The sequence below is a fragment of the Variovorax sp. YR266 genome (assembly GCF_900107295.1).
GTDB lineage: Bacteria > Pseudomonadota > Gammaproteobacteria > Burkholderiales > Burkholderiaceae_C > Variovorax.
On sequence record NZ_FNPM01000001.1, the window covers coordinates 803,593 to 823,579 of the forward strand.

Here is a 19,987-nt window from a genome sequence, read left to right on the forward strand (position 1 = left end):
CGGTCTTACTTGTCGAAGGCCGGATCGATCGGCACGCGGTAGCCATTGACGAGCCGGTTGGTCTCGTTGGCCATCCCGACCACGCTCATCACCTCGGCGAACATCGCGGGCGTCATGCCCGCCTTCTCGGCGCCGGCGTGATGGCTCGCAATGCAGTAGCCGCAGTTGTTGGTGACGCTCACGGCAAGGTAGACCATCTCCTTCACCACCGGGTCGAGCGCGCCCGGTGCCATCACCTCCTTCAGGCTGCTCCAGGTGCGCCTGAGCGCGACGGGGTCGTTGGCCAGGTACTTCCAGAAGTTGTTGACGTCGGGCACGTTGCGCGAGGTCTTGATGTCGTCGAAGACGGCTTTGACTTCGTCGGAGGCATTGGCGTATTCGATGGGCTGGGGTTTCATGGAAGCTCCTGTTGTTGAAGGCCGATAGCCGTTACCGACAACAGTAGCAGCCTCCACACCGCGCCCGTCAGTAGGTCTCCAGAAACCTTGCGTGCTCCTGATGCATGTGCGAGCGCGCGAGCAGCCACTTTCTCAGCGCGGCCTGCGTATCGGGCGACAGGTCTTTGGAGCACTGATCGAACGCTTCGCCCAGGAGCTTGAACTCGACGTCGAGATGGCGGCGCGACGGCGATGCGTCCGGCATCTGGTTCTTCGCGAAGGCGAGAAGTCCGGCCTGGCCGAATGCTTCCATCTCCTTGACGAGACGCCATCGCTCCTGCATCAGGCGACGGAATATGGCAGAGCGCCGGCGCACGCCGAAACGGCGAAGTATGGGATTGGTGTCGTCGGTTTGCACCGTCGCCAGGATGATGTCGAGCTGCTCGAGCAGATGCATCCACTGCTCGGGCTGGAAGAACTCCATCGACTCCGCAGGCGCCTTCTTCACGACTAGCATGGTTGTCTCCTGCCGTCATTTTTTTGATGCGCCCCGGCCTGGTTCGGGATCATCCGAAACCAGGCCGGGGCTGCACTGCTGTCACTCACTCGGCGGCGACCGAAACCGGTCGCCTTCAATCACCGCCCGATCACTTCTTGAGGTCGAAGCGATCGAGGTTCATCACCTTGGTCCAGGCGGCCACGAAGTCCCGTACGAAGGCCTTCTGCGAGTCGCTGGCCCCATAGACTTCCGCGAGCGCGCGCAACTGCGAGTTGGAGCCGAACACGAGGTCGACGACGGTGCCCGTCCACTTGAGTTCGCCCGTCTTCCGGTCGCGGCCTTCCAGCACGCCTTCAGCCGTCGTTGACTTCTTCCACCCGGTGTTCATGTCGAGCAGGTTCACGAAGAAATCATTGCTGAGAGTCTCCGGACGCTTGGTGAACACACCGTTCTGCGACTGCCCGACGTTCGCGTTCAGGGCGCGCAGGCCACCGACCAGGACCGTCAGCTCAGGCGCGCTCAGGGTCAGCAGCTGCGCCTTGTCGAGCAGCAGGCCGGCAGCGGTGGCCGAGTCGATACCCTTCTTCAGATAGTTGCGGAACCCGTCGGCCTGCGGCTCCAGGGGTGCGAAGGATTCGACGTCGGTCTGCTCCTGCGAAGCGTCCCCGCGCCCCGGCGAGAAAGGCACCGTCACGTCCTGTCCGGCCTTCTTCGCAGCGGCCTCGACCGCTGCGTTGCCGGCCAGCACGATCAGGTCGGCGAGCGAGATCTTCTTGCCGCCGGACTGCGCGCCGTTGAATTCCTTCTGGATGCCTTCGAGCGTCGAAAGCACCTTCGACAGCTGGGCCGGCTGGTTGACTTCCCAGTCCTTCTGCGGGGCGAGGCGGATGCGCGCACCGTTGGCGCCGCCGCGCTTGTCGCTGCCGCGGAAGGTCGAGGCCGAAGCCCAGGCAGCACCCACGAACTGCGCAATGCCCAGGCCGGAGGCGAGCACCTTGGCCTTCAGGGCCGCGACGTCCTTGTCATCGACCAGCGGGTGGTTCACGGCGGGAATCGGGTCCTGCCAGATCAGCTCTTCCTTCGGCACCAGCGCGCCGAGGTAGCGTGCACGCGGCCCCATGTCGCGGTGCGTCAGCTTGAACCAGGCGCGGGCGAACGCATCGGCGAACTCCGCCGGATTCGCCATGTAGCGGCGCGAGATTTTTTCGTAGGCCGGGTCCATGCGCATGGCCATGTCGGCCGTGGTCATCATCGGGGCATGGCGTTTGCCCGAATCGTGCGCGTCTGGCACGGTGCCTGCGCCCGTGCTGCCCTTGGGCTTCCACTGGTTGGCGCCCGCCGGGCTCTTGGTGAGTTCCCATTCGTAGCCGAACAGCGTCTCGAAGTAGCTGTTGTCCCATTTCGTGGGCGTGGGGGTCCAGGCGCCTTCGATACCGCTGGTGGTGGCATGCACACCCAGGCCGCTTTCGAAGCTGTTCTTCCATCCCAGGCCCAGTTCCTCGATGTCGGCTCCCTCGGGTTCGGCACCGACCAGGCCCGGGTCGCCCGCGCCGTGGGCCTTGCCGAAGGTGTGGCCGCCGGCGGTGAGCGCCACGGTTTCCTCGTCGTTCATGGCCATGCGGGCGAAGGTCTCGCGGATGTCGCGGGCCGAGCCGAGCGGATCGGGGTTGCCGTTCGGTCCTTCGGGGTTCACGTAGATCAGGCCCATCTGCACGGCGGCCAACGGGCCGGCCAGCACGCGGTCTCCGCTGTAGCGCTCATCGGCCAGCCACTTGCCTTCGGGGCCCCAGAAGATGTCGTCTTCCGGCTCCCAGATGTCGGGGCGGCCGCCGGCGAAGCCGAATGTCTTGAAGCCCATGGACTCCAGCGCGACGTTGCCGGTCAGGATCATCAGGTCGGCCCACGAAAGCTTGCGGCCGTATTTCTGCTTGATCGGCCACAGCAGCCGGCGCGCCTTGTCGAGGTTGCCGTTGTCCGGCCAGCTGTTCAGGGGCGCGAAGCGCTGAGCGCCGTGGCCGCCGCCGCCGCGGCCGTCCGCAATGCGGTACGTGCCGGCGGAGTGCCAGGCCATGCGGATGAAGAGAGGCCCGTAGTGGCCGTAGTCGGCGGGCCACCAGTCCTGCGAATCGGTCATCAGGGCATGGAGGTCCTTGATCACGGCATCAAGGTCGAGGGTCTTGAATTCCTCGGTGTAGTCGAACGCTTCGCCCATGGGATCGGACTCGGCGGAATGCTGGTGCAGGAGCTTCAGGTTCAGCTGGCTGGGCCACCAGTCTGTATTCGCAGGAGCGCCGGCAAAGCTGTGTGTACGCTGGTGGCCCGGGAAGGGGCACTTTGTTTCATCGGACAAGGGGTTCTCCTTTGGTTGGTGATCGCACGTGGGGTCCGAGACCAGTCTAGGTTTGGATCTCTCGTCAATCAACCCAATTGAGTGAATTGAATTCATAGCGGCGAACTATGGTTTCTGCTTCACTCAACCCTTGGCCGGCGCACCCGGCAACCGGTCATGGTTGACGTACTGGCGCCCTGCTTCCAGGAGTCTCGAAGGGTTCTCGACCTGCAGTTCCATCAGATGAATGCCTGACCGCTTGGGCACCCAGCATCGCCACGTCAGATAGACCGTCGCCAGATCGGAGTTCAGATCCACATGGACGCCGTCGAGCATCATTTCCTGAGGGGCAGTGCCTCCATCTTTCCAGTGCGCCATGGCGGACAGCTGCACGCCAGGCAGCCAGACCTGAATGTGGGTGTGGTCCGGATGCATGTGAAGAAGCTGCAGCTCTTCGTCGCCGTTCAGGCGCTCCCGATGAATGAGGTCCGGCGCCGCGTACTGGTAGAAGCGGTAGTCGAAATCGTCCGGCAGCAGAGGATGTTTCGACGCGAGCCATGCATCGTCGAAAGTGCCCGTGTATTGCTGGCGGGAACGCCAGACCGGCGGAAGCGGAGCGAAGCCTTGCGGCACGTAGTCACGGCGACGCCAATCGAGAACGGGATCAGCGGGATCCTCGATGCAAGGTGCGGGAATATCGACATCCGAAGGGCTGTGGTCTTCATCGACGATGCCGCATCCGATCGGGTTGAAGCGATGCACGTCGGTCGGCGTCTCATCGTCTCCCGAGCCGGGTATCGGGCCTCCGAAGGCCCCGCGCCAGTCGAGTGCGACGGCCTTGACGGGATGGGCCTGCGAGAGTGCCCAGCCCTTGCTGGTCGATCTGTCTTTTTCCTGTTCCTGCGCGGTGGCGCAGCGCCAGACTCTCGGCCCGTGGACCCTCAGAACCTTCTCGAGCTTGCCCAGACGCACGCCGGTGATCCACGAGCGGGCTTCCACGCCCCGAGGCGCCCAGCTCGCACCCAGGATGGTGAGGTCAGCCGCCGGCCTGAAAGGCACGATGTCGCAGGTCCGCACCAGCAGGCCGTTGGCAGCGTCGCCTTCGTAGCGGTCGGCAAGTTCGAGTTCGTTCTGTCGGGGCGCGAGCACCAGCGGAGCGTTCGGCACGACATGGAAGCTGCCCCGCACTGCCAGCACGGCCATGTCGGTGCCGTCGCTGTGAAACTGCGAAAAGGCCAGAGCGGAAAAAGGCGTGCGATTCTCGAGGTGTGGCGCCATGACTGTTGGGTTGAAGACCGTCGAAGCTTGCCTGTCGTCACTGACGCAGCACGGTGAAGATGACGCGATCACCTTCGCGGCGAATGGCAAAGAGTTGGGCCGGGAGCGAGGCCATGGCCTGCGGAATATCGGTGAACGCAGCAGGATCGTCCGTGGTGAGGATGAGCACCTGCCCCGGTGCGCTGCGGCTCAACGCCTTGCGCAATCGCAATATGGGCACCGGGCAGCGCGTGCCGCAGGCATCGATCTGAAGGGCGTCGCCGGTTTCGGACTCGGCCGGGGCCGGCCGTGCGGGCAGAAAGGGAATGGTCGACGGGTCCGGCGACGGGCTCGTCACGGTGTTCCCATCGTGCGGAAATCGGGCATGGTCACGATGCGCTGCAGGTGCAGGCTCTCGATGCCCACCAGGATGGGTTTGAATCCGACGCCGACCACGCGGCCATCTGAAAGGTAGTGGACGACGCGGTAGTTGCCGTCGCGGAAATCGACACTGCGGCCGAAAGCCGTGTCGGCGCTCAACTTGCGTTGGGTGCTCCGAGGCGTCTCAGCGCTGACATTGAGACCGCAGGGCAGAGGAAGCCTGGAGGCATCGATTTCGAGGTCATGGAGCACCCACGCTTGCGGATCGGCTGATGCGGCGCGTTCGGCGAAGGGGTAGAGCAGCGTCATCTTCAGACCGCGCGAAAGGCTTGCGTAGTCCACCTTCTTTGCAAGCCCCGAGGGTGGGCACTCGGTAGGCGTCAGCTCTGCCCACGAGGCAAATTCCAGCAGCCACTCGGCGAGGCCGCAGCAACCGATGCGCTGCGCCGCCTCGCTGACCCAATCCATATCGCGTTTCCACCGTGCCATGACTGCCTATCGGATCGGGGGATTACCGGGAAACGGAATGCGTTCCCAGGCCGTGCCGTCGAAGCCCACGATGTCGGCATAGCCGATGGACCACAGCACCCCATCGACCACCTGCAGGACGTGGCCATCCGCATGGTCTGGATTGAGCCCCGTCTGGACGCGTCGAGTCGTGCCGCTGTCATGGACGTAAAGACCTCTCTCCGTCGCCAGGAAGATCTGCCCGTCGTAGCTCGTGATATCGACGTAGCTGCGGGTGTCGTCGAGCTCCGAAACGTCCTTGAATCCATCGATGCGATTTCCGTGCAGAACGGTTCCACGGCGACCGCACGCCCATATCGAATCGTCACGCTCGGCATGGATGCTACTGATCGACGCGAAACTGGACGTCATGGGCTTCCAGCCACGGTTGTTCCCGCAGAACAGCACACCGTCGTTCACGTTCGCGCGCCAGCCTCCGACGTAGACCTCCTGTTCGTGGGGCCCGGCTATGGCGTTGAGGGTGAGCCCGCCAGTCTCGGTCTTGCCCCGCAGCAATCCGGTACCGATCTGCTCCCAGGTTCCGGCATCCGATCGCCGATAGACCTGGCCGCCGCCGCCGCAGGCATGGAGGCGACTGTCGATCTGCGCGATCGCGTTCATGGTCCCCCATCCCTCGGAGTCGTCGCTCCACAGCCCCGATCCCTCGATGCGCTCGGTTACGGCGGGCTCGTTGGGTGGCATGTACATCACGTTGCCTTCTTCCGTCAGAAAGACAAAGGCGGGCACCGCTACCGCGTCATCGGTATGGCGCGTCGGGGAGAAAAAAGTCGCGTCCGAGACTGTGGCCGAGAGGTCGAAGTAGCCCCACGGCGGATTCGCTCCCGCGCGAAATCGACACAGACGAGCAAAGCCTTCAAAGCGCTCCTCTGCGTTGGAACAGGTCAGAAAGAGATCGTCGCGCGTGCCAGCTACCGCTGCTTCGAATTGAAGCTGGATCGCGTCGGGTTTGATCAGAGGTTTCATCGCCGTGCCTTGACGCCGCCTCGCTCACCCGGTTCATGTCTCGCGTCCACAGAGCCACCGAAGCTACAGGATCGGAGGATTTCCCGGGAACGGGATGCGCTCCCAGACTGTCCCGTCGTAGCGAGCAATGTCTGCATAGCCGATGGACCACAGGACGCCGTCAACCACCTGCAATACGTGACCATCGCGGTACTCCGGCACGAGACCCGTGACGACGGGCTCGATGATGCCGTTCTCATGGGCAAACAGTCCCTCAGGAGTGGCAAGGTAGACCCTCCCACCGTAAATCTTGACATCGCTGTAGTTCCTCGAATCGTCCAGTTGAGAGACGTCCGCAAATCCCGTTGACTGATTGCCGTGCAGCAATACGCCGTTGTGACCGCAAATCCAGATGGAATCGCTGCTCTCGATGCACAGCCCAGTGAGTTCCGCCGTATCGACGGCAATGGGCTTCCAGGCACCATCCATGCGAAAGAACAGCAGACCTCCATTGGTGTCTGAATTCCAGCCTGCGGCGTAGAGCGCGCGCTCATCGGTACCGTCAATCACATTCAGGAACAGGTTGTGCTCGCCCTCAGGTTCTTGCAGCAGGCCGTGATCGGCATGCTCCCACGCGTCTTCGCCAAGGCGCTGGTAGATTTGTCCGCCGCCTCCGCAGGCATATAGATGCCCACCGATCTGACGCAATGCGTTCAAGTAGCCCCAACCTTCGGAGTCGTCGTCCCACAGGCCTGAGCCGACCACACGCTCCATCTCTGGTGCTTTGCCGATCGGCAGATGGACGACATCGCCGTTTTCCGAAGCAAAAACGAAAGAGGCAGCCTCCGATGGAGAAGGATGATGCAGGGCACCGGCTCGTATCGTGAGAGGCAGATCGAAATAGTTCCATTTGACCGACTTGTCCGCATTGAATATGCAGAGGCGGGCGAAGCCCTCGAAGCGATCCTCGATCTTCGAGCACGAGATGACCAGCCGGTTGCGCGTCGCAGCGACACCGGTTTCGATCTTGAGTTCGGGGGCTGACGCAGTGGTGTTGAACTGTTCCATGGATGTGTTGATTTCACTCTATTCAATGGGCCATCCCGCGGACTTCAGAGCTTTGCGGGCAGCTTCTTTCACGGCCTTCGATGCCGTCTTGTAGGCTCGAACCAATGCATCCTGCGAAATCTTCTGGAAGTACTCGTCTGTAGCAGCTTCGAACTTCCCCTTGCAGTCCGGCTTGGCCTTGGCCAAGGCATCGTAGGCAATCTGCTTGACCTTGTCGAAGGAGACGGTCCCGGTGGCTCCGCCGGCCGCCTTGATCGCACCATCCATCAACTCGTGAACGCGGGCATGTTCCGCATCGGTGAGGCAGATCGCTGGGCCTTCGTTGAGCGACGGAGCTCCCGGCAAACGCGCCCCGGGTTCAGTCCGCGTGCCGATCCGCAGGATGTAGTCCGCGATGATGTGGTGCGATTGCTGATTGGGTGGGCATTCGTTCTTGCCGTGGGCACCTGGGTTGCAGGGATCAGGCTTGCCCTCGATCTTCGCGCCCTCTTCGGGATTTGGCTTTGATGAAGGCGTCACCTCCTGTTGGGACTGTGGGGCCGAGGCCTGCTGCTGCGCTCGCGCGCGCTCTTCGGCAATCTGCGCTTCGACGGCCTTGCGTACTTCCGCGTCGTAGTCACTGGCGCTCGCAGGCCACCAGGAGTCGTACGCGCTGGCCTTGTACTGGGCGAGGTGCTCAAAGGCCTGGTCGTAGATCGCCTGTTCCTGCGGTGTCTTCGGATCTATGCCTTCCAGGACTTGTTTTGCGCCGGACCTGCCCAGGATGAGGCTGTCGCCGGGCATAGGTGCGCCCTGGATGAGCCAAAGGATGATCAGGAATCGGCTCGCCGCGCCGGCCTTGCCGGCCAATCCCGTGCCGCCCGACGGACGAGGCATGCCGGGGGGTGGCCGGAAGACGTTGTCGTTGGCAGCCGGACCGGGCTGGAACGTTGGCGTCGGCCTGACTTGGGGGATGGTCGAGGGGCGCACGTCGCTAACCGGCGCGTTGGGCATCGGCTGCAGTTGCGCCTGCGCGAGCAGGATTGGTCTTTCTCCCAGCGCTGTGCGCACAAGGCTCGAATAGCCGGTCGTGCTCGCAGCAGGGATGAGACGCGCCTTGCCGGTTTTTTCCTGTTCCGTCTCGTAGGTCTCTATGACGGCGCCGTCAGCCTGTGCCCGCGCCAACAGTGCTTCGGCCTCGCTGTCGTCGATGGCCGGATCATCGTTGGGTGGCCAGTGCTTGCTCCGATCTTTCTTGTAGATCAACTCGCCGACAGTGTTGCGCCTGTTCATCCAGAAGCTGTCGCCGTCACGCACCAGCCACTGGCCGTTGACGCGCACTATGGTCGATGCCGTCTTGGGTTCTGCGATGTCGCCGACCGTCCCCGACTTGATCCCTGTCGCCGTTCCGGGCTCGTCACCGTTGACATGCGTAACCACACTGTCGAACTTGAACGCCTTGAGGCCGGTGAGAAAGACGTTTTGCGATGTGTTGGCATCGTCACCAAGCTTGCCGGTGATCTGATACGGAATGGGAGGTGTGGAGGATCCGATGGGCGTCTTGCACACATCGGGGGTTGTGCACACCACGATTGCCTCTCCGACGTCCCGGCCTGCTTCAGGAGCTGGATCGCTGCCGGGAGTTTTCGGCCCTGGCTTGCCCAGGATCACCGCGACACGTGCGATTCGACCGGGGATCAATCCGGGTTTGGACGCAGACGCGCCTGCCTTGGGATCCAGTGCCATGGATGATCGATCCTCGCGGCGTCTTCAATCAGCAGAGATCGATGACCTTGCCGTTGATCCGCACCGCGCCAGTGGCGCGGAAGTCGAACCTGGCACCGGTGAGCGTGACCTGCCCGTCCTTCGTCATCTCGAGCCGGCTCTTGCCAACCGTGATGACGAGCTTCTCGCCCACGTCGAGCGAAAAGTCTTCGCCGATGGTTTCGTTCTTGCTCTTGCCGACGGCCACCGTCTGGGTAAGGCCGACCAGCGAGGTCTTGGCTATGCCCACCTCCTCCGACGAGGTGAGCGCCACGAAGCGATTCATGTTCTGCAGCACGGTCAACAGTTCGTTGGCCTTGATCGTCTCCATGCGGTTGTTGCCGATCGTGATGGTCTCGTCGTGGCCCACGGTCTCGGTGCGGTCGTGCCCGACGTGAACCGTCTCGTCGTGGTCGATGGTCTTGCTGCGGTCGTGGCCCACCCAGTGGGTTTCGTCGTTCTCGACCTCGATGTCCTGGTTGCGCTCGGCATGCAGCCACACCTGTTCCTGGCCCTTCTTGTCCTCGAAGCGCAGTGCGTTGGCGTTGGCATCCGTTGCGCCTTCGGAACTGCGCGTGAGCAAACCGCTTTGCGTGGCGTTGTCCGGCAAGGTCCACGGCGGCATGTTGTCGGCGTTGTAGACCCGGCCCGTCACGATGGGGCGGTCGGGGTCGCCGTTCTCGAAATCGACGATCACCTCCTGGCCGATGCGCGGAATCTGGATGCCACCGAAATTGGTGCCGGCCCAGGGCGAGGACACGCGTACCCAGCAGGAGCTGTTTTCGTCCTTCGTGCAATAGCGATTCCAGTGAAAGCTCAGCTTCACGCGGCCGTACTGGTCGGTCCATATCTCGCGGCCCGCCGGGCCTGTGACGATCGCGGTTTGCGGTCCCGTGGTTCGTGGCCGCGGCACCGTTGGCGTCGGGGCCCGGTAGACCTTGCTGGTTGGAATGACCTCGAACTCCACGCGGCACTCGAACTCCTGCTGCGAACTGGCGTCGCCCACGTCCTGCAGCCGCAGGCTCGTGTTCGTCACAAGGTACTGCCGGTTCGATTCGTTCTGGGGATGCCGCTCCAGCGTGATCAGGTACCCCGGCACCACGGCCCGCAGGTTGCCCGCACCGTTGGCGCGCTCGCCCTGGCTGCCCGTCTCTTCCATGCGCGTACGCACCAGCTGCTCGCCTTCGGACTCCACGACGTAGTCACCCGGCCAGTCGTAGCGCTCCCATGTGTTCTGCGCGGTCTTGCGCGGCATTGCGCTGATCTGCTGCAGCTCGGCCTTGGGGCGCTTGAAGTCGAAGTCGTCGGTGATCCAGCGGCCGCTTTGCAGCTCCTCGCAGGCGTTGAAGCGGTCGCAATGCTCCTCCCGCACGGTGGCGTCCGCCGCATGGAAAGGAATGGTCTGATAGCCCGCGTGTGCGAACGGCTGGTGCGAAGCCATGTCATCGACGATGACCAGCCTGTGATTGTTCTCTTCGTGCTCGAAGTAGTAGTAGAGCCCCCACTCGTGCAGCAGCCGTGCGACAAAGTCGTAGTCGGTCTCCCCGTACTGCACCTGGAATTCGCGCGGCGGGTAGCTGCGGGTGGCCCGCACATCGAAGGGAAGGCCATATTTGCCGAGGACATCCTTGACGATGTCCAGCACGGTCTGGTTCTGGAAAATTCGGTAGTCGCTGGTGCGCGTGGCCAGTGTGAGCCAAGGCTCGAGCACCGCTTCGTACAACGCACGGCGATTCTCCAGGCGCAGGAACCTCACACGCGTTACCAGGCCCGAGATGTGGCGCCGGTCCGGACCTGAGCCGGGACGACCGTCCAGCACGACATGCGCGGTGAGCGCCTCGCCGACCAACTGCTTGATGGTCACGTTGGCGGCCTGACGCTCGTTGTAGCCAGGCTGCTCGGGCGTGGCGAGCGTGAGGGTGTAACGGAACAGCGTGCTCAGGCCTTCGCTGCCTTCGATGGCCACCGGCTCCAGGGCCGGCTCTCCGCCGAGTGTGGGCATGGCAGCCGCAGAAACGCTCAGAACGCGCGCAACTTGCGTAGAGCCTGTTGGCATGTGAGATCTCCCTGATGCTTGAACTTACAAGGCAGGACGGGGACCGTGATGCCCGTGGTCCCGTCGAAACTCGTTCGCTACTTTAGTAAAGACCCATTACCCATATATGACCTGAAAACCGTCCAAGTCATTTTTCTCATGCGTTTGCGAACTTCTTCTGTAAGAAATACAGCCTCTACTCCAGCGGTCCCTTTCTTTTCTTAATTCTTTCATGCAACTTCACGAGTACATCGACCTGCTCCATGGAGGCATCGAGGATCACGCCGCGAGCGATGCAATCAAACGCAGTGCAGTGGAGCTTGCCGGCAGCCTTTGCGAACCCCCTGCGATTGAATGCACGGACGGCTCCCGGGCTGGCGCAGGTTTTTGCCCGCCGCTCGAAGGCGCACGATGTGTTGCTGGTTCATGTGCCGCTCGGTATTCCTGATTGCTTCGACATCGGCGCGGAGTTCGCAGTCATCGAGCGGCGCGGCGGAACGTACATGCAAGTGTTCGCCGACGCCAAGGGCTTTCAAGCGCTGGGAGTGGTTCGAGCTGCAGGCGGCCTCGGGGCAAGGCCAACTCAGTCCAGGCCCTTCCGCGCGAGAAACCCGGACATCAGATCCGCAACCTGCACATTGTTGAGAAGTACTGCTTCAACGCCTCAGGGTCTCGCGAGAACTGCGCGCCCGCGAGCCAGTGCAGCGGCAATGAGTACGCCAGTCACTGGCGAATTGTTCTGCCCGGAATGCATCTCAGACGCCGAGCCGCCGTTCGCTCATCCACTTGACGATTGCCGGATCGCGATGCGAGAAGAAGCTGCTCGTGCCGGTTTCGAGTTCTGCGATGCGGAGCATGTCCGAGTCGTCCAGCTGGAAATCGAAGATGTCCAGGTTCTCCGCCATCCGCTCCCTGCGCACCGACTTGGCGAGCGCCACGATGCCGCGCTGAACAAGCCAGCGCAGCACGACCTGCCCGACCGACTTGCCGTACTTTCCACCGATGTCCAGCAAGGCCTCGTTGCCGAACAGGTTGTTGCGGCCCTCGGCGAACGGTGCCCACGCCTCGGCTTGCACTCCGTTGTCGTGCATGAACGTCGCGCTGTCGGTCTGCTGATGGAAGGGGTTCACTTCCACCTGGTTCACCGCGGGCGCCACTTCGTTGAAAACCTTGATGTCCATCAGCCGGTCGGGATGGAAGTTGCTCAGGCCGATAGCGCGGAGCTTGCCGGCCTTGTGGGCTGCTTCCATCGCCCTCCACGATCCGTGAACGTCGCCGAAGGGCTGATGGATCAGGTACAGGTCGAGGTAGTCGAGCTGGAGGCGGCGCAGCGACTTGTCGATGGCCAGCAGGGTGCGCTCGTAGCCGTTGTCCTCGACCCAGAGCTTCGTCGTAACGAACAGCTGGTCTCGCGCCACGCCGCTGCGGCGCAGCCCCTTGCCGACAGCCTCTTCGTTCATGTACGAAGCTGCCGTGTCGATCAGGCGATAGCCGGCCTCGATGGCATCGACCACGCTTTGCTCGCACTGCGCCGGGTCGGCAATCTGGAAGACGCCGAAGCCGAGGATCGGCATCCGCACGCCATTGTTCAAAGTCACGTATTGCATATCGAGTTCTTTCATCAAGGCCGCGTCGCGAACACTTCGCGGGCAACGCCGGTTGCCGTCACCGCGTTGGGCCAACCGGCATAGAAGGCGAGGTGCGTCAGTGCCTCGGCCAATTCGTCTTTCGACAGGCCGTTGTCGAGCGCGCGGGACATGTGCGAGCGCAGCTGGTCGGGCCGATTCATTGCGATGAGCGCGCTCACGGTGACCAGGCTCCGGTCGCGCGGCGAGAGACCCGACCGCACCCACACGTCGCCGAACAGCACGTCGTCGGTGAGCTGTGCCAGCTTCGGAACGACGTCGCCAAGCAGGCGCTGGGCCTGCGACGGCTGCGCCGGTCCGGCGGCCGCAGCAGCCTGCGGCGCGCCGTACTGCGCATCGCTGACCTGCTCAAGCCAATCCACCGCCTTGCCATCGAGAGCTTCCGTGATGGCGATGTGCGTCATCGCGCTGGTGGGAGCGGCCCCATGCCAATGCTTCATGCCCGGCGGAATGTGCACGACGTCACCTGCCTTGATCTCTTCGATCGGGCCGCCGAGGCGCTGCACGCGGCCAACGCCGGCGGTGACGATCAAGGTCTGCCCCAGCGGATGTGTGTGCCACGCAGTGCGCGCACCGGCGGCGAAGCTCACCGAGCCGGCGGACGTGCGCTCAGGCCCGGCCGGCGTGTAGAGCATCTCGACACGCACGCTGCCTGTGAAATTCTGTGCAGGTGCACTGTTTGCCGTGCGTGTGCCGGCCCGGGAAATCTGCAACTCGGGCTCGGCGGCTGCCACGGGCGGCAACATCGAGAGGGCCAGCGCGGCTGCGGCGAAATGCTTCATCGGGTTCTCCCAGGTTGGCTGCGCGGACGCAATATCCACGCAGTCTAGGAGCCGCACCCACACCCGAATAGACGGCAAACGCTTGTTGGATTGACAAGCCGGAACGGACAATCGGCGCTACCGCGCCCGGCTTCAAGCCAGCTTCATTTCTTGCGATGCTGGTAGATCTGGATCAGGTTGCCGCACGTATCCGCGAAGATCGCAAGCCTGACCGCCCCGCTGTCCATCGGGTCCATGGTGAAGCGCACGCTGTGCTCCTTCAGGCGCTTCACGTCTGCCTCGAGGTTGTCGCTCTCGAAGGCCGTCGATGGGATCCCCTGGCTCATCAACGCCTGCTGGTACGCGAGGGCCGCGGGGTTGGCATTGGGCTCCAGGGAAAGCTCCGTGTCGCCGCCCTCAGGAGACCGTACCGAGAGCCACTTGTATGCCCCGAGCGGGATCTCCTGGCTCTTCACGAAGCCGAGGACCTGCGTGTAGAAGGCCAGGGCCTTGTCCTGGTCGTCGACGAAAATGCTCGTGAGGTTGATGCGCATGATGAATGGGATCAGTGAGGTGTGAGGCCACCATCCTGCCCGACATGGCCCGGCACGACTTCGCCGAAATTGAGGTCGCCCGCATGGGCCTGGTTCATCAGCGCGATGCACCCTGCAGGCGCAACGATGAGCTTGGCCGTCCGACGGTATGCCCGCGGAGGCACACCGAAGCGCCTGCTGAACAGGCGCGAAAAACTCCCCGGGTTGTCGAAGCCCAGCGCCAGGCCGATCTGCGTGGCGGGCTCGTCAGTGGCAAGAAGCATTTCGCGCGCGCGGTCCAGGCGTGCGCGCGTCCGGCATTGCAAGGGCGTCTCGCCGAAGAGAGCGCTGAACTGGGTGATGAAATGCGAAGTCGACAAGCCAGCCTCTTGCGCCAGATGCGCCACGCTTGCCGGCGGCTCCAGTTCGAACTGGAGGCGATGGCGGGCATCGCACATTCGTTTCAGAAGGTCGGGCGAGATCATGGCGGGTGGCGGCGCGTGATGCCCTGCATTGTCGTTGCGGCTGGCACGCCTCTATCTTGCGGCTGCCTTGGGCCAACCGATATGTGCGGCGCGACGAAGACTGGCTTTCACAACCTGGCGATGAAAAGGAGCGATAACCAATATGTAGGCTCGGCCCAGGAGGTTGTGGCAGTGGACGACGGTTGAGACAGTCAGTTGGCCACCGAGCGTTGGAGACAAGTCGGGGGTGTGAAGTACCGACAGTCTGAAATCGAGGTGCTTGTCGTCCTCGCCCAAGACGATCTCGGTTTCGCTTTTGGCGTAGACCTTGAAGATGCCAATGCGGTCGGCGTTGGCTTCGCTGGAGAGAGTCGCGAGGTGCTTGGCGGTCTTCAGACCAAAGCACGCAACGATTGCATCCCGGGCGTTGGTGAGCCATCCGATCCAGGATGGCTGCTGCGAAATAAGGAATCGCCACAGGACCTCTGGATCGCTGGAGGTGCCAAAGGGAAGTTGAACCGCAAATGCGTCCGCGAGATTCGTTGATTCATAAATAGTAGCGACGGCAGACTGCGTGGGGAGAGCAACCGGCTTTACTAGCGTGAGTTCGCTTGGCATGAATGGCGCTCCTAGGCCTAACGGATGACATGAGGGACGGGCGACGGCGGGCGAAGCCAGATGCTGCACGTCTCCCTCGCCGGAAGGGATGGAGACGTGACAGGGTTTGAACGCATACGTTGATGAGCGTGACGAAACCTGTGTTCTCGGCAATCGTAGTCATTGGAAGACTCCAGCGTCTCAAAGAGAAATCGCTCCCGACTCTCGCATCTTATGCGTGGCAGGTCGCACTGGACTCCATAGTTGGCACAAGTGGAAAAGCTCGGCCTCCTGCCCGTCGCGGTATTCGCGGCGGCAACTGTGGAAGCTACAGTGCTCTCATGACCGACACAAGCATGCTCCCTCCTGACCTGCAAGCCGCCATGCGTGCACGAGACGAAGCCTTCTATGCCGTCGATGCGGCACAGTGGGGCAAGTACACCGCAAGCGACTTCACGACTGTCCAGCAGAGCGGCCAGTTCATGTCTCGGGCCGAACGGATCGGCAACCTTCAAACGCAGAAGCAGCGGCCCTATGTCCCACGCGAACGCGAGCAACACGAACAGCAGGGCGACCTTGTAGTCACTCGCTTTTTCAGTGGCGGGCTATGGGTAGTGGAAGTCTGGAAGCGCATCGACGGTGCATGGGTCACCGTGATGACTCAAGCCACCACGGCGACTTCCACCACGCCCTGACCCGCCGTTCATGGAGTGTCCGGTTCTGGCCGGGAGCATGAACTCACGTCGCTCCTGTTTGCTCATTCAGCGGCCGGCAAACCTCCAGCACCACTGCGCGAAGCCACCGATGCGCGGGGTCCCGGTCAAGACGCGGATGCCACATCTGCGACACGGTGATCTGCTCCGTGGGCATCGGCAGCGGGAACGAGCGCAGCGTGCCCCGCGCCCTCAGGTGTTCGAAGTACGAAGACGGTATCAGCGCCACCAGGTCAGTCGCAGCCGCTATCGACAAGGCAGTGCTGAAGCTGGGCACGACGACTGCGGTATTGCGCACCAGGCCCATCGCTGCGAGAGCGTCATCCACCGGCCCTACAGTCCGGCCGTGGCGTGAAGTGACCACGTGGTCGCAGGCGGCGTAGCGCTCGGCAGTGATCCCGGGTTCGGCGAGCAGGGGATGGCCCTCGCGCACCGCAGCGACAAAGCGGTCGCGGTAGAGCGCCTGAACGCGCACCTCCGGGCCCGCCTCGCCGAGAACGCCGACATCCAGGTCGATCAATCCCTCGCGCAGGGGACGAACGTCCTTGTCGGGCTTGGGCGCGAAGCGCAGGCGAACGCCGGGCGCTTCGTGCGCCGTGCGAGCCACGAGCCGATGCGCGAAGCCCTCGATGAAGCCGTCATTGGCCCGTATGGTGAACAGTTGCTGGAGCGTGCGAGGGTCCATGCTCGCGCCGGCGGGCTGAAGCGCCGCGCGTGACTCCTGCACCAACTCCCTGACGCGGTCGCGCAGTGCCAGCGCATGCGGCGTGAGCACCATCGCGCGACCCGCGCGAACGAGCAACTCGTCCCCGGTCGATTCCCGCAATCGCGCGAGCGCCCGGCTCATGGCCGATTCGCTCAGACCCAGGCGCTCGGCAGCTTTCGCGACGCTGCCCTCGGAAAGAAGTGCGTTCAACGCAAGCAGCAGGTTCAGGTCGGCATCTGTTGGCATGCCCGAAACCTAGCACGGCTGCGATGGTTTCGACAGGCGCCGCATGCAGGAACAAGCTGCGCGCCACGCGCTGGGCAAGCCGTGTGTGCAGTCCTAAGCTGGCTTGGCGCAATAGAGCGTGCCTCTCCCAGTTGCCCAATCATGTTGTCCTCCACGCTTCGACCGAACTCTTCTTCCACCATGGCCCGCACCGCCGAAACCCAGGAGGTGAACGACGCGAACGCAGTGCATGACGCCGATGGCCTGCCTCTGCCGCGGCGCTTCGCAGCCGTCGCCGCGATCCTGGGCGCGGGCGTGCTGGTGGTGCTCGACGGCGCCATCGCCAACATCGCGCTGCCAGGCATCGCCCGGCAACTGCAGGCGACACCCGCCGATGCCGTCTGGATCATCACGGCCTACCAGCTGGCCGTGGTCATGTTCCTGTTGCCGGCTTCCGCTGTCGGGGAGCGGTTCGGGTATCGGCGCGTGTTCGCTGGCGGCGTCGCGCTGTTCACCGCGGCGTCGGTGTTGTGCGCGTTGGCCCCGTCGCTGCCATGGCTCGTGGCCGCGAGGTGCCTCCAGGGCCTGGGCAGTGCGGCCGTGATGCCTCTTGGGCTGGCGTTGTTGCGCTTTACCTATCCGCGTCGATTGCTGGCGCGCTCGATCGCCTGGAATGCGCTCGCCGTCGCGGCCGCTTCCGCGTCGGGGCCCACCCTTGGCGCTTTCATACTCTCCGCGGCAAGCTGGCCATGGCTCTTTGCGGTGAATTTGCCGATCGGCCTGGTCGTGCTCGCCGCCTGTGCGGGGTTGCCGAGCCCGCCGCGCTCGGCGCGCCGCATCGACGTGTGGAGCATCGCGCTCAACGCGGTCATGTTCGCCTCCTTCGTGCTCGGAAGCGACCGGCTCGTGGTGCATCCGTTGCACGGCGGCGCGTTGCTCGTGTTGTCGGCCGTTTGCATGATCCTGCTGGTACGGCGCGAGATGCCGAAGGCGGCGCCGTTGATCCCGCTCGACCTGCTGCGCGTGCATTCCTTTCGGGTCTCGGTCATTGCCTCCGTGTGCTGCTTCACCGGCCAGATGGCCAGCCTTGTCGCGCTGCCGTTCTACATCCAGCACGAGCTGGGCCAGAGCGCCGTGACCGCCGGCCTCTTGATGACCCCCTGGCCTCTGGCGGTGATGCTGGCCGCGCCGCTGTCGGCACGCCTGGCCCAGCGCGTGCCGAGCGCATGGCTGTGCGCGGCTGGAAGCGCGTGTTTCGCAAGCGGCCTGGCGCTGTGTGCCTTGTGGCCGCTGCACGGCAACCCGGCCTTGCCGATCGCCGTGTTCACGAGCCTCGCAGGCCTGGGCTTCGGGTTCTTCCAGACGCCCAACAACCAGAACATGCTGCTTTCGGCACCCAAGGAGCGCAGTGGCGCGGCCGGTGGCGCGCAGGGCACCGCCCGACTCACGGGGTTGACGCTCGGCAGCCTGTTGATGAGCCTGATGTTCGGGCTGCTGCCGTCCCACAGCGCAGTGCACTGGGGTCTGGCGGTGGCGGCCCTGGCTGCATTGGCCGGGAGCGTGGCGAGCTTGCTCAGGAGTCCCGCAAGGGCTGGGGTCACCCATGCCCGAGGTCTCGTCAGATAAGCCCTCTGGTCGCCGCCTTCAACGTCGCGGCCGCTCGCGTCGAACATTCGAGCTTGAGGAACAGACGTTCGACATGCGTTCGCACCGTGCGCGGACTGATGCCCAACGCACGAGCAACCTGCTTGGTGTTTTCGCCCCGGCTGATGCAGCGCAAAACCTCCAGTTCGCGCTCTGACAGAGACTGCTCGCCACGCGCCGGCGCCACAGGTTTCGCGGGCACATGCGTATACGTATGCGACAGAACACTGGCAAGCAAAGCAGCGACGACTTCCTGGTCGAAGCGGCCCGCCTCGGCCTCTTCCTTCATGCGATCGAGCGCCTCTGCTTCGGTCAACTCCGCTCGCCACGGACGGCGGGTTCGAAGAGAAACCCACTGCTCGGCTGCGGCAACGATCTGCCCCTCCTGCGGCATCGCCGCACCCGATCGGCCGCGGAAATAGCCGGAGCCATCGCGCCGCTCGAAGGCGAAGGATGCGATTTCTGCTTCGAGCGCGAGGCCGTCGATCTGTCCGGCGGCGCGGGAGGTCCAGTACGGCACGAGCCGCAGGCGTTCCAGTGACGAGGCCGGCAGCGGTTCGGGCGCGTTCCAGATGGCGTTGGGCACCGACGCCCGCCCAATGCCGTGGATCAGTCCAGCCTTGTACGTGCGGTGGCACAAGGCCTCGTCCAGGCCGGCACGCGCGCTGCAATCGCGCGCCAGTTGGGCCACGCGACGCGAGTAACCCGTCATCCAGGGAAGCTTGAGATCGATCACGTCGCCCACGAGCTCCAGCCCGACCCGTCGAAGCATCGAAGCGGGCTGGTCGGCAGCGTCGGTCCACGGCGGGGCGGCGGAATCCAGCGCTTTCATCCACGTCGAGACCCACGGTGCGCTGGCGTCGACAAGAGCGCCGGGGTAGACGCTGTTCGCGCGTCCGCGGGCCAGCGCGAGCGCTTCGTCGAGCCCGTACAGGCGGCTGAAAATCTCGAGGTCGCTCGCCAGGGCCACGACGTACGTCGCAAGCGGCACGTCGTTGCCTTGCAGAAGGCCGGGCACGCCGCCGCCGTCGTAGGTCTCGAAGATGGCGCGCAGCGCAGCTTCGGTATCGGAACCCAGGCCCAGCGTGTTCGCGATGTCGCCGGCGATTTCGCAGTGGATGTTGGCCATGGCGAGCATGGCGTTGGGAATGGGCACGCTGCGGGACGGCTGCTGCGCCGTTCGCGGCTTCTGCGATGCAAGAAGGGCGCTTCGCCCTTGCACGTCGTCTTCCAGAAAGTCCGCGAACTCCTGGGCATTGGCAGTGCAACCCGACCAGCGCAGCAGCGCGACGTGCCGGGCGGCCTCGACCTGCGATGGGTCGCAGCGGGCCTGCGTCGCGATCATGCCGGCGAGCCACGCAGTGCGCAGCGAATGGTCGGTCGGCTGGCCCATGCTCAGGTCGCCGATGAAAGCAAGCGCGCGGACTGCGTCGAAAACGGCAATGGTCGTGTCGTCGGACATGAAATGGCTGGGGCAAAAGCCCAGCATCGCACAGTCGCTCTTTTTCGGGGCCTGTCGGTCATTCGACCGATACCGCG

General features: G+C 63.8%; 19 protein-coding genes. 2 read left to right on the forward strand and 17 right to left on the reverse strand.

The genetic code is table 11. The features are described from left to right. Positions 1-5: 5 nt before the first annotated feature. The 15 genes from BLW48_RS03705 to BLW48_RS03775 form a co-directional block, all read right to left on the reverse strand. On the reverse strand, positions 6-398 hold the full coding sequence (locus tag BLW48_RS03705) for a carboxymuconolactone decarboxylase family protein (protein ID WP_093172688.1): 393 nt from the start codon (positions 396-398) through the stop codon (positions 6-8). Positions 399-465: 67 nt separating this feature from the next. Further along, entirely contained in the window at positions 466-894 is a 429-nt protein-coding gene (locus tag BLW48_RS03710) for a hypothetical protein (RefSeq protein WP_093172690.1), read from the reverse strand. 130 nt (positions 895-1,024) lie between these two features. Beyond that, positions 1,025-3,226: a catalase/peroxidase HPI gene (katG, locus tag BLW48_RS03715; protein WP_093172692.1), complete on the reverse strand. Its 2,202-nt coding sequence runs from the start codon at positions 3,224-3,226 to the stop codon at positions 1,025-1,027. A gap of 123 nt (positions 3,227-3,349) precedes the next feature. Next, entirely contained in the window at positions 3,350-4,483 is a 1,134-nt protein-coding gene (locus tag BLW48_RS03720; protein ID WP_093172694.1) for a DUF2169 family type VI secretion system accessory protein, read from the reverse strand. Positions 4,484-4,520: 37 nt separating this feature from the next. Beyond that, entirely contained in the window at positions 4,521-4,820 is a 300-nt protein-coding gene (locus tag BLW48_RS03725; RefSeq protein WP_177142252.1) for a sulfurtransferase TusA family protein, read from the reverse strand. After that, positions 4,817-5,311 carry a hypothetical protein gene (locus BLW48_RS03730; protein ID WP_093172696.1) on the reverse strand — a complete coding sequence of 165 codons (495 nt, stop codon included), beginning with the start codon at positions 5,309-5,311 and terminating at the stop codon, positions 4,817-4,819. Before BLW48_RS03730 ends, BLW48_RS03725 begins: the two co-directional genes overlap by 4 nt. A 27-nt stretch (positions 5,312-5,338) precedes the next feature. Further along, positions 5,339-6,334, reverse strand: a complete 996-nt coding sequence (locus BLW48_RS03735; RefSeq protein WP_093172698.1) for a hypothetical protein — start codon at positions 6,332-6,334, stop codon at positions 5,339-5,341. Positions 6,335-6,397: 63 nt separating this feature from the next. Further along, complete coding sequence (locus BLW48_RS03740) at positions 6,398-7,381, reverse strand: hypothetical protein (RefSeq protein ID WP_093172700.1); 984 nt, start codon at positions 7,379-7,381, stop codon at positions 6,398-6,400. Positions 7,382-7,399: 18 nt separating this feature from the next. Next, positions 7,400-9,106, reverse strand: a complete 1,707-nt coding sequence (locus BLW48_RS03745) for a DUF4150 domain-containing protein (protein ID WP_093172702.1) — start codon at positions 9,104-9,106, stop codon at positions 7,400-7,402. 28 nt (positions 9,107-9,134) lie between these two features. After that, positions 9,135-11,126 carry a type VI secretion system Vgr family protein gene (locus tag BLW48_RS03750; protein WP_256330690.1) on the reverse strand — a complete coding sequence of 664 codons (1,992 nt, stop codon included), beginning with the start codon at positions 11,124-11,126 and terminating at the stop codon, positions 9,135-9,137. 788 nt (positions 11,127-11,914) lie between these two features. Next, complete coding sequence (locus BLW48_RS03755) at positions 11,915-12,766, reverse strand: aldo/keto reductase (protein ID WP_093172706.1); 852 nt, start codon at positions 12,764-12,766, stop codon at positions 11,915-11,917. Between the two features lie 14 nt (positions 12,767-12,780). Beyond that, the gene (locus BLW48_RS03760) at positions 12,781-13,587 is read right to left on the reverse strand and encodes a (R)-mandelonitrile lyase (RefSeq protein ID WP_093172708.1); all 807 of its coding nucleotides are present in this window, start codon (positions 13,585-13,587) and stop codon (positions 12,781-12,783) included. A gap of 143 nt (positions 13,588-13,730) precedes the next feature. Next, complete coding sequence (locus BLW48_RS03765; protein WP_093172710.1) at positions 13,731-14,120, reverse strand: VOC family protein; 390 nt, start codon at positions 14,118-14,120, stop codon at positions 13,731-13,733. 11 nt (positions 14,121-14,131) lie between these two features. Next, positions 14,132-14,584 (reverse strand): helix-turn-helix transcriptional regulator, encoded by a 453-nt coding sequence (locus BLW48_RS03770; protein ID WP_093172712.1) that lies wholly within the window; start codon positions 14,582-14,584, stop codon positions 14,132-14,134. Positions 14,585-14,635: 51 nt separating this feature from the next. Next, positions 14,636-15,181: a DUF2867 domain-containing protein gene (locus BLW48_RS03775; RefSeq protein WP_093048013.1), complete on the reverse strand. Its 546-nt coding sequence runs from the start codon at positions 15,179-15,181 to the stop codon at positions 14,636-14,638. 320 nt (positions 15,182-15,501) lie between these two features. Between BLW48_RS03775 and BLW48_RS03780 the strand changes: the two genes are divergently transcribed. After that, the gene (locus tag BLW48_RS03780) at positions 15,502-15,855 is read left to right on the forward strand and encodes a nuclear transport factor 2 family protein (RefSeq protein ID WP_093172714.1); all 354 of its coding nucleotides are present in this window, start codon (positions 15,502-15,504) and stop codon (positions 15,853-15,855) included. Between the two features lie 43 nt (positions 15,856-15,898). On the opposite strand, the gene BLW48_RS03785 is transcribed toward BLW48_RS03780, so the two are convergent. Continuing rightward, positions 15,899-16,825 carry a LysR family transcriptional regulator gene (locus BLW48_RS03785; RefSeq protein ID WP_093172716.1) on the reverse strand — a complete coding sequence of 309 codons (927 nt, stop codon included), beginning with the start codon at positions 16,823-16,825 and terminating at the stop codon, positions 15,899-15,901. A 180-nt stretch (positions 16,826-17,005) separates the two neighbouring features. Between BLW48_RS03785 and BLW48_RS03790 the strand changes: the two genes are divergently transcribed. Next, a complete protein-coding gene (locus tag BLW48_RS03790) occupies positions 17,006-18,430 on the forward strand; it encodes an MFS transporter (RefSeq protein WP_256330691.1) in 1,425 nt (474 codons plus the stop codon). On the opposite strand, the gene BLW48_RS03795 is transcribed toward BLW48_RS03790, so the two are convergent. Then, entirely contained in the window at positions 18,423-19,910 is a 1,488-nt protein-coding gene (locus BLW48_RS03795) for an HD domain-containing phosphohydrolase (RefSeq protein ID WP_093173254.1), read from the reverse strand. The two genes, BLW48_RS03790 and BLW48_RS03795, sit on opposite strands and share 8 nt — an antisense overlap. Between the last annotated feature and the right edge of the window lie 77 nt (positions 19,911-19,987).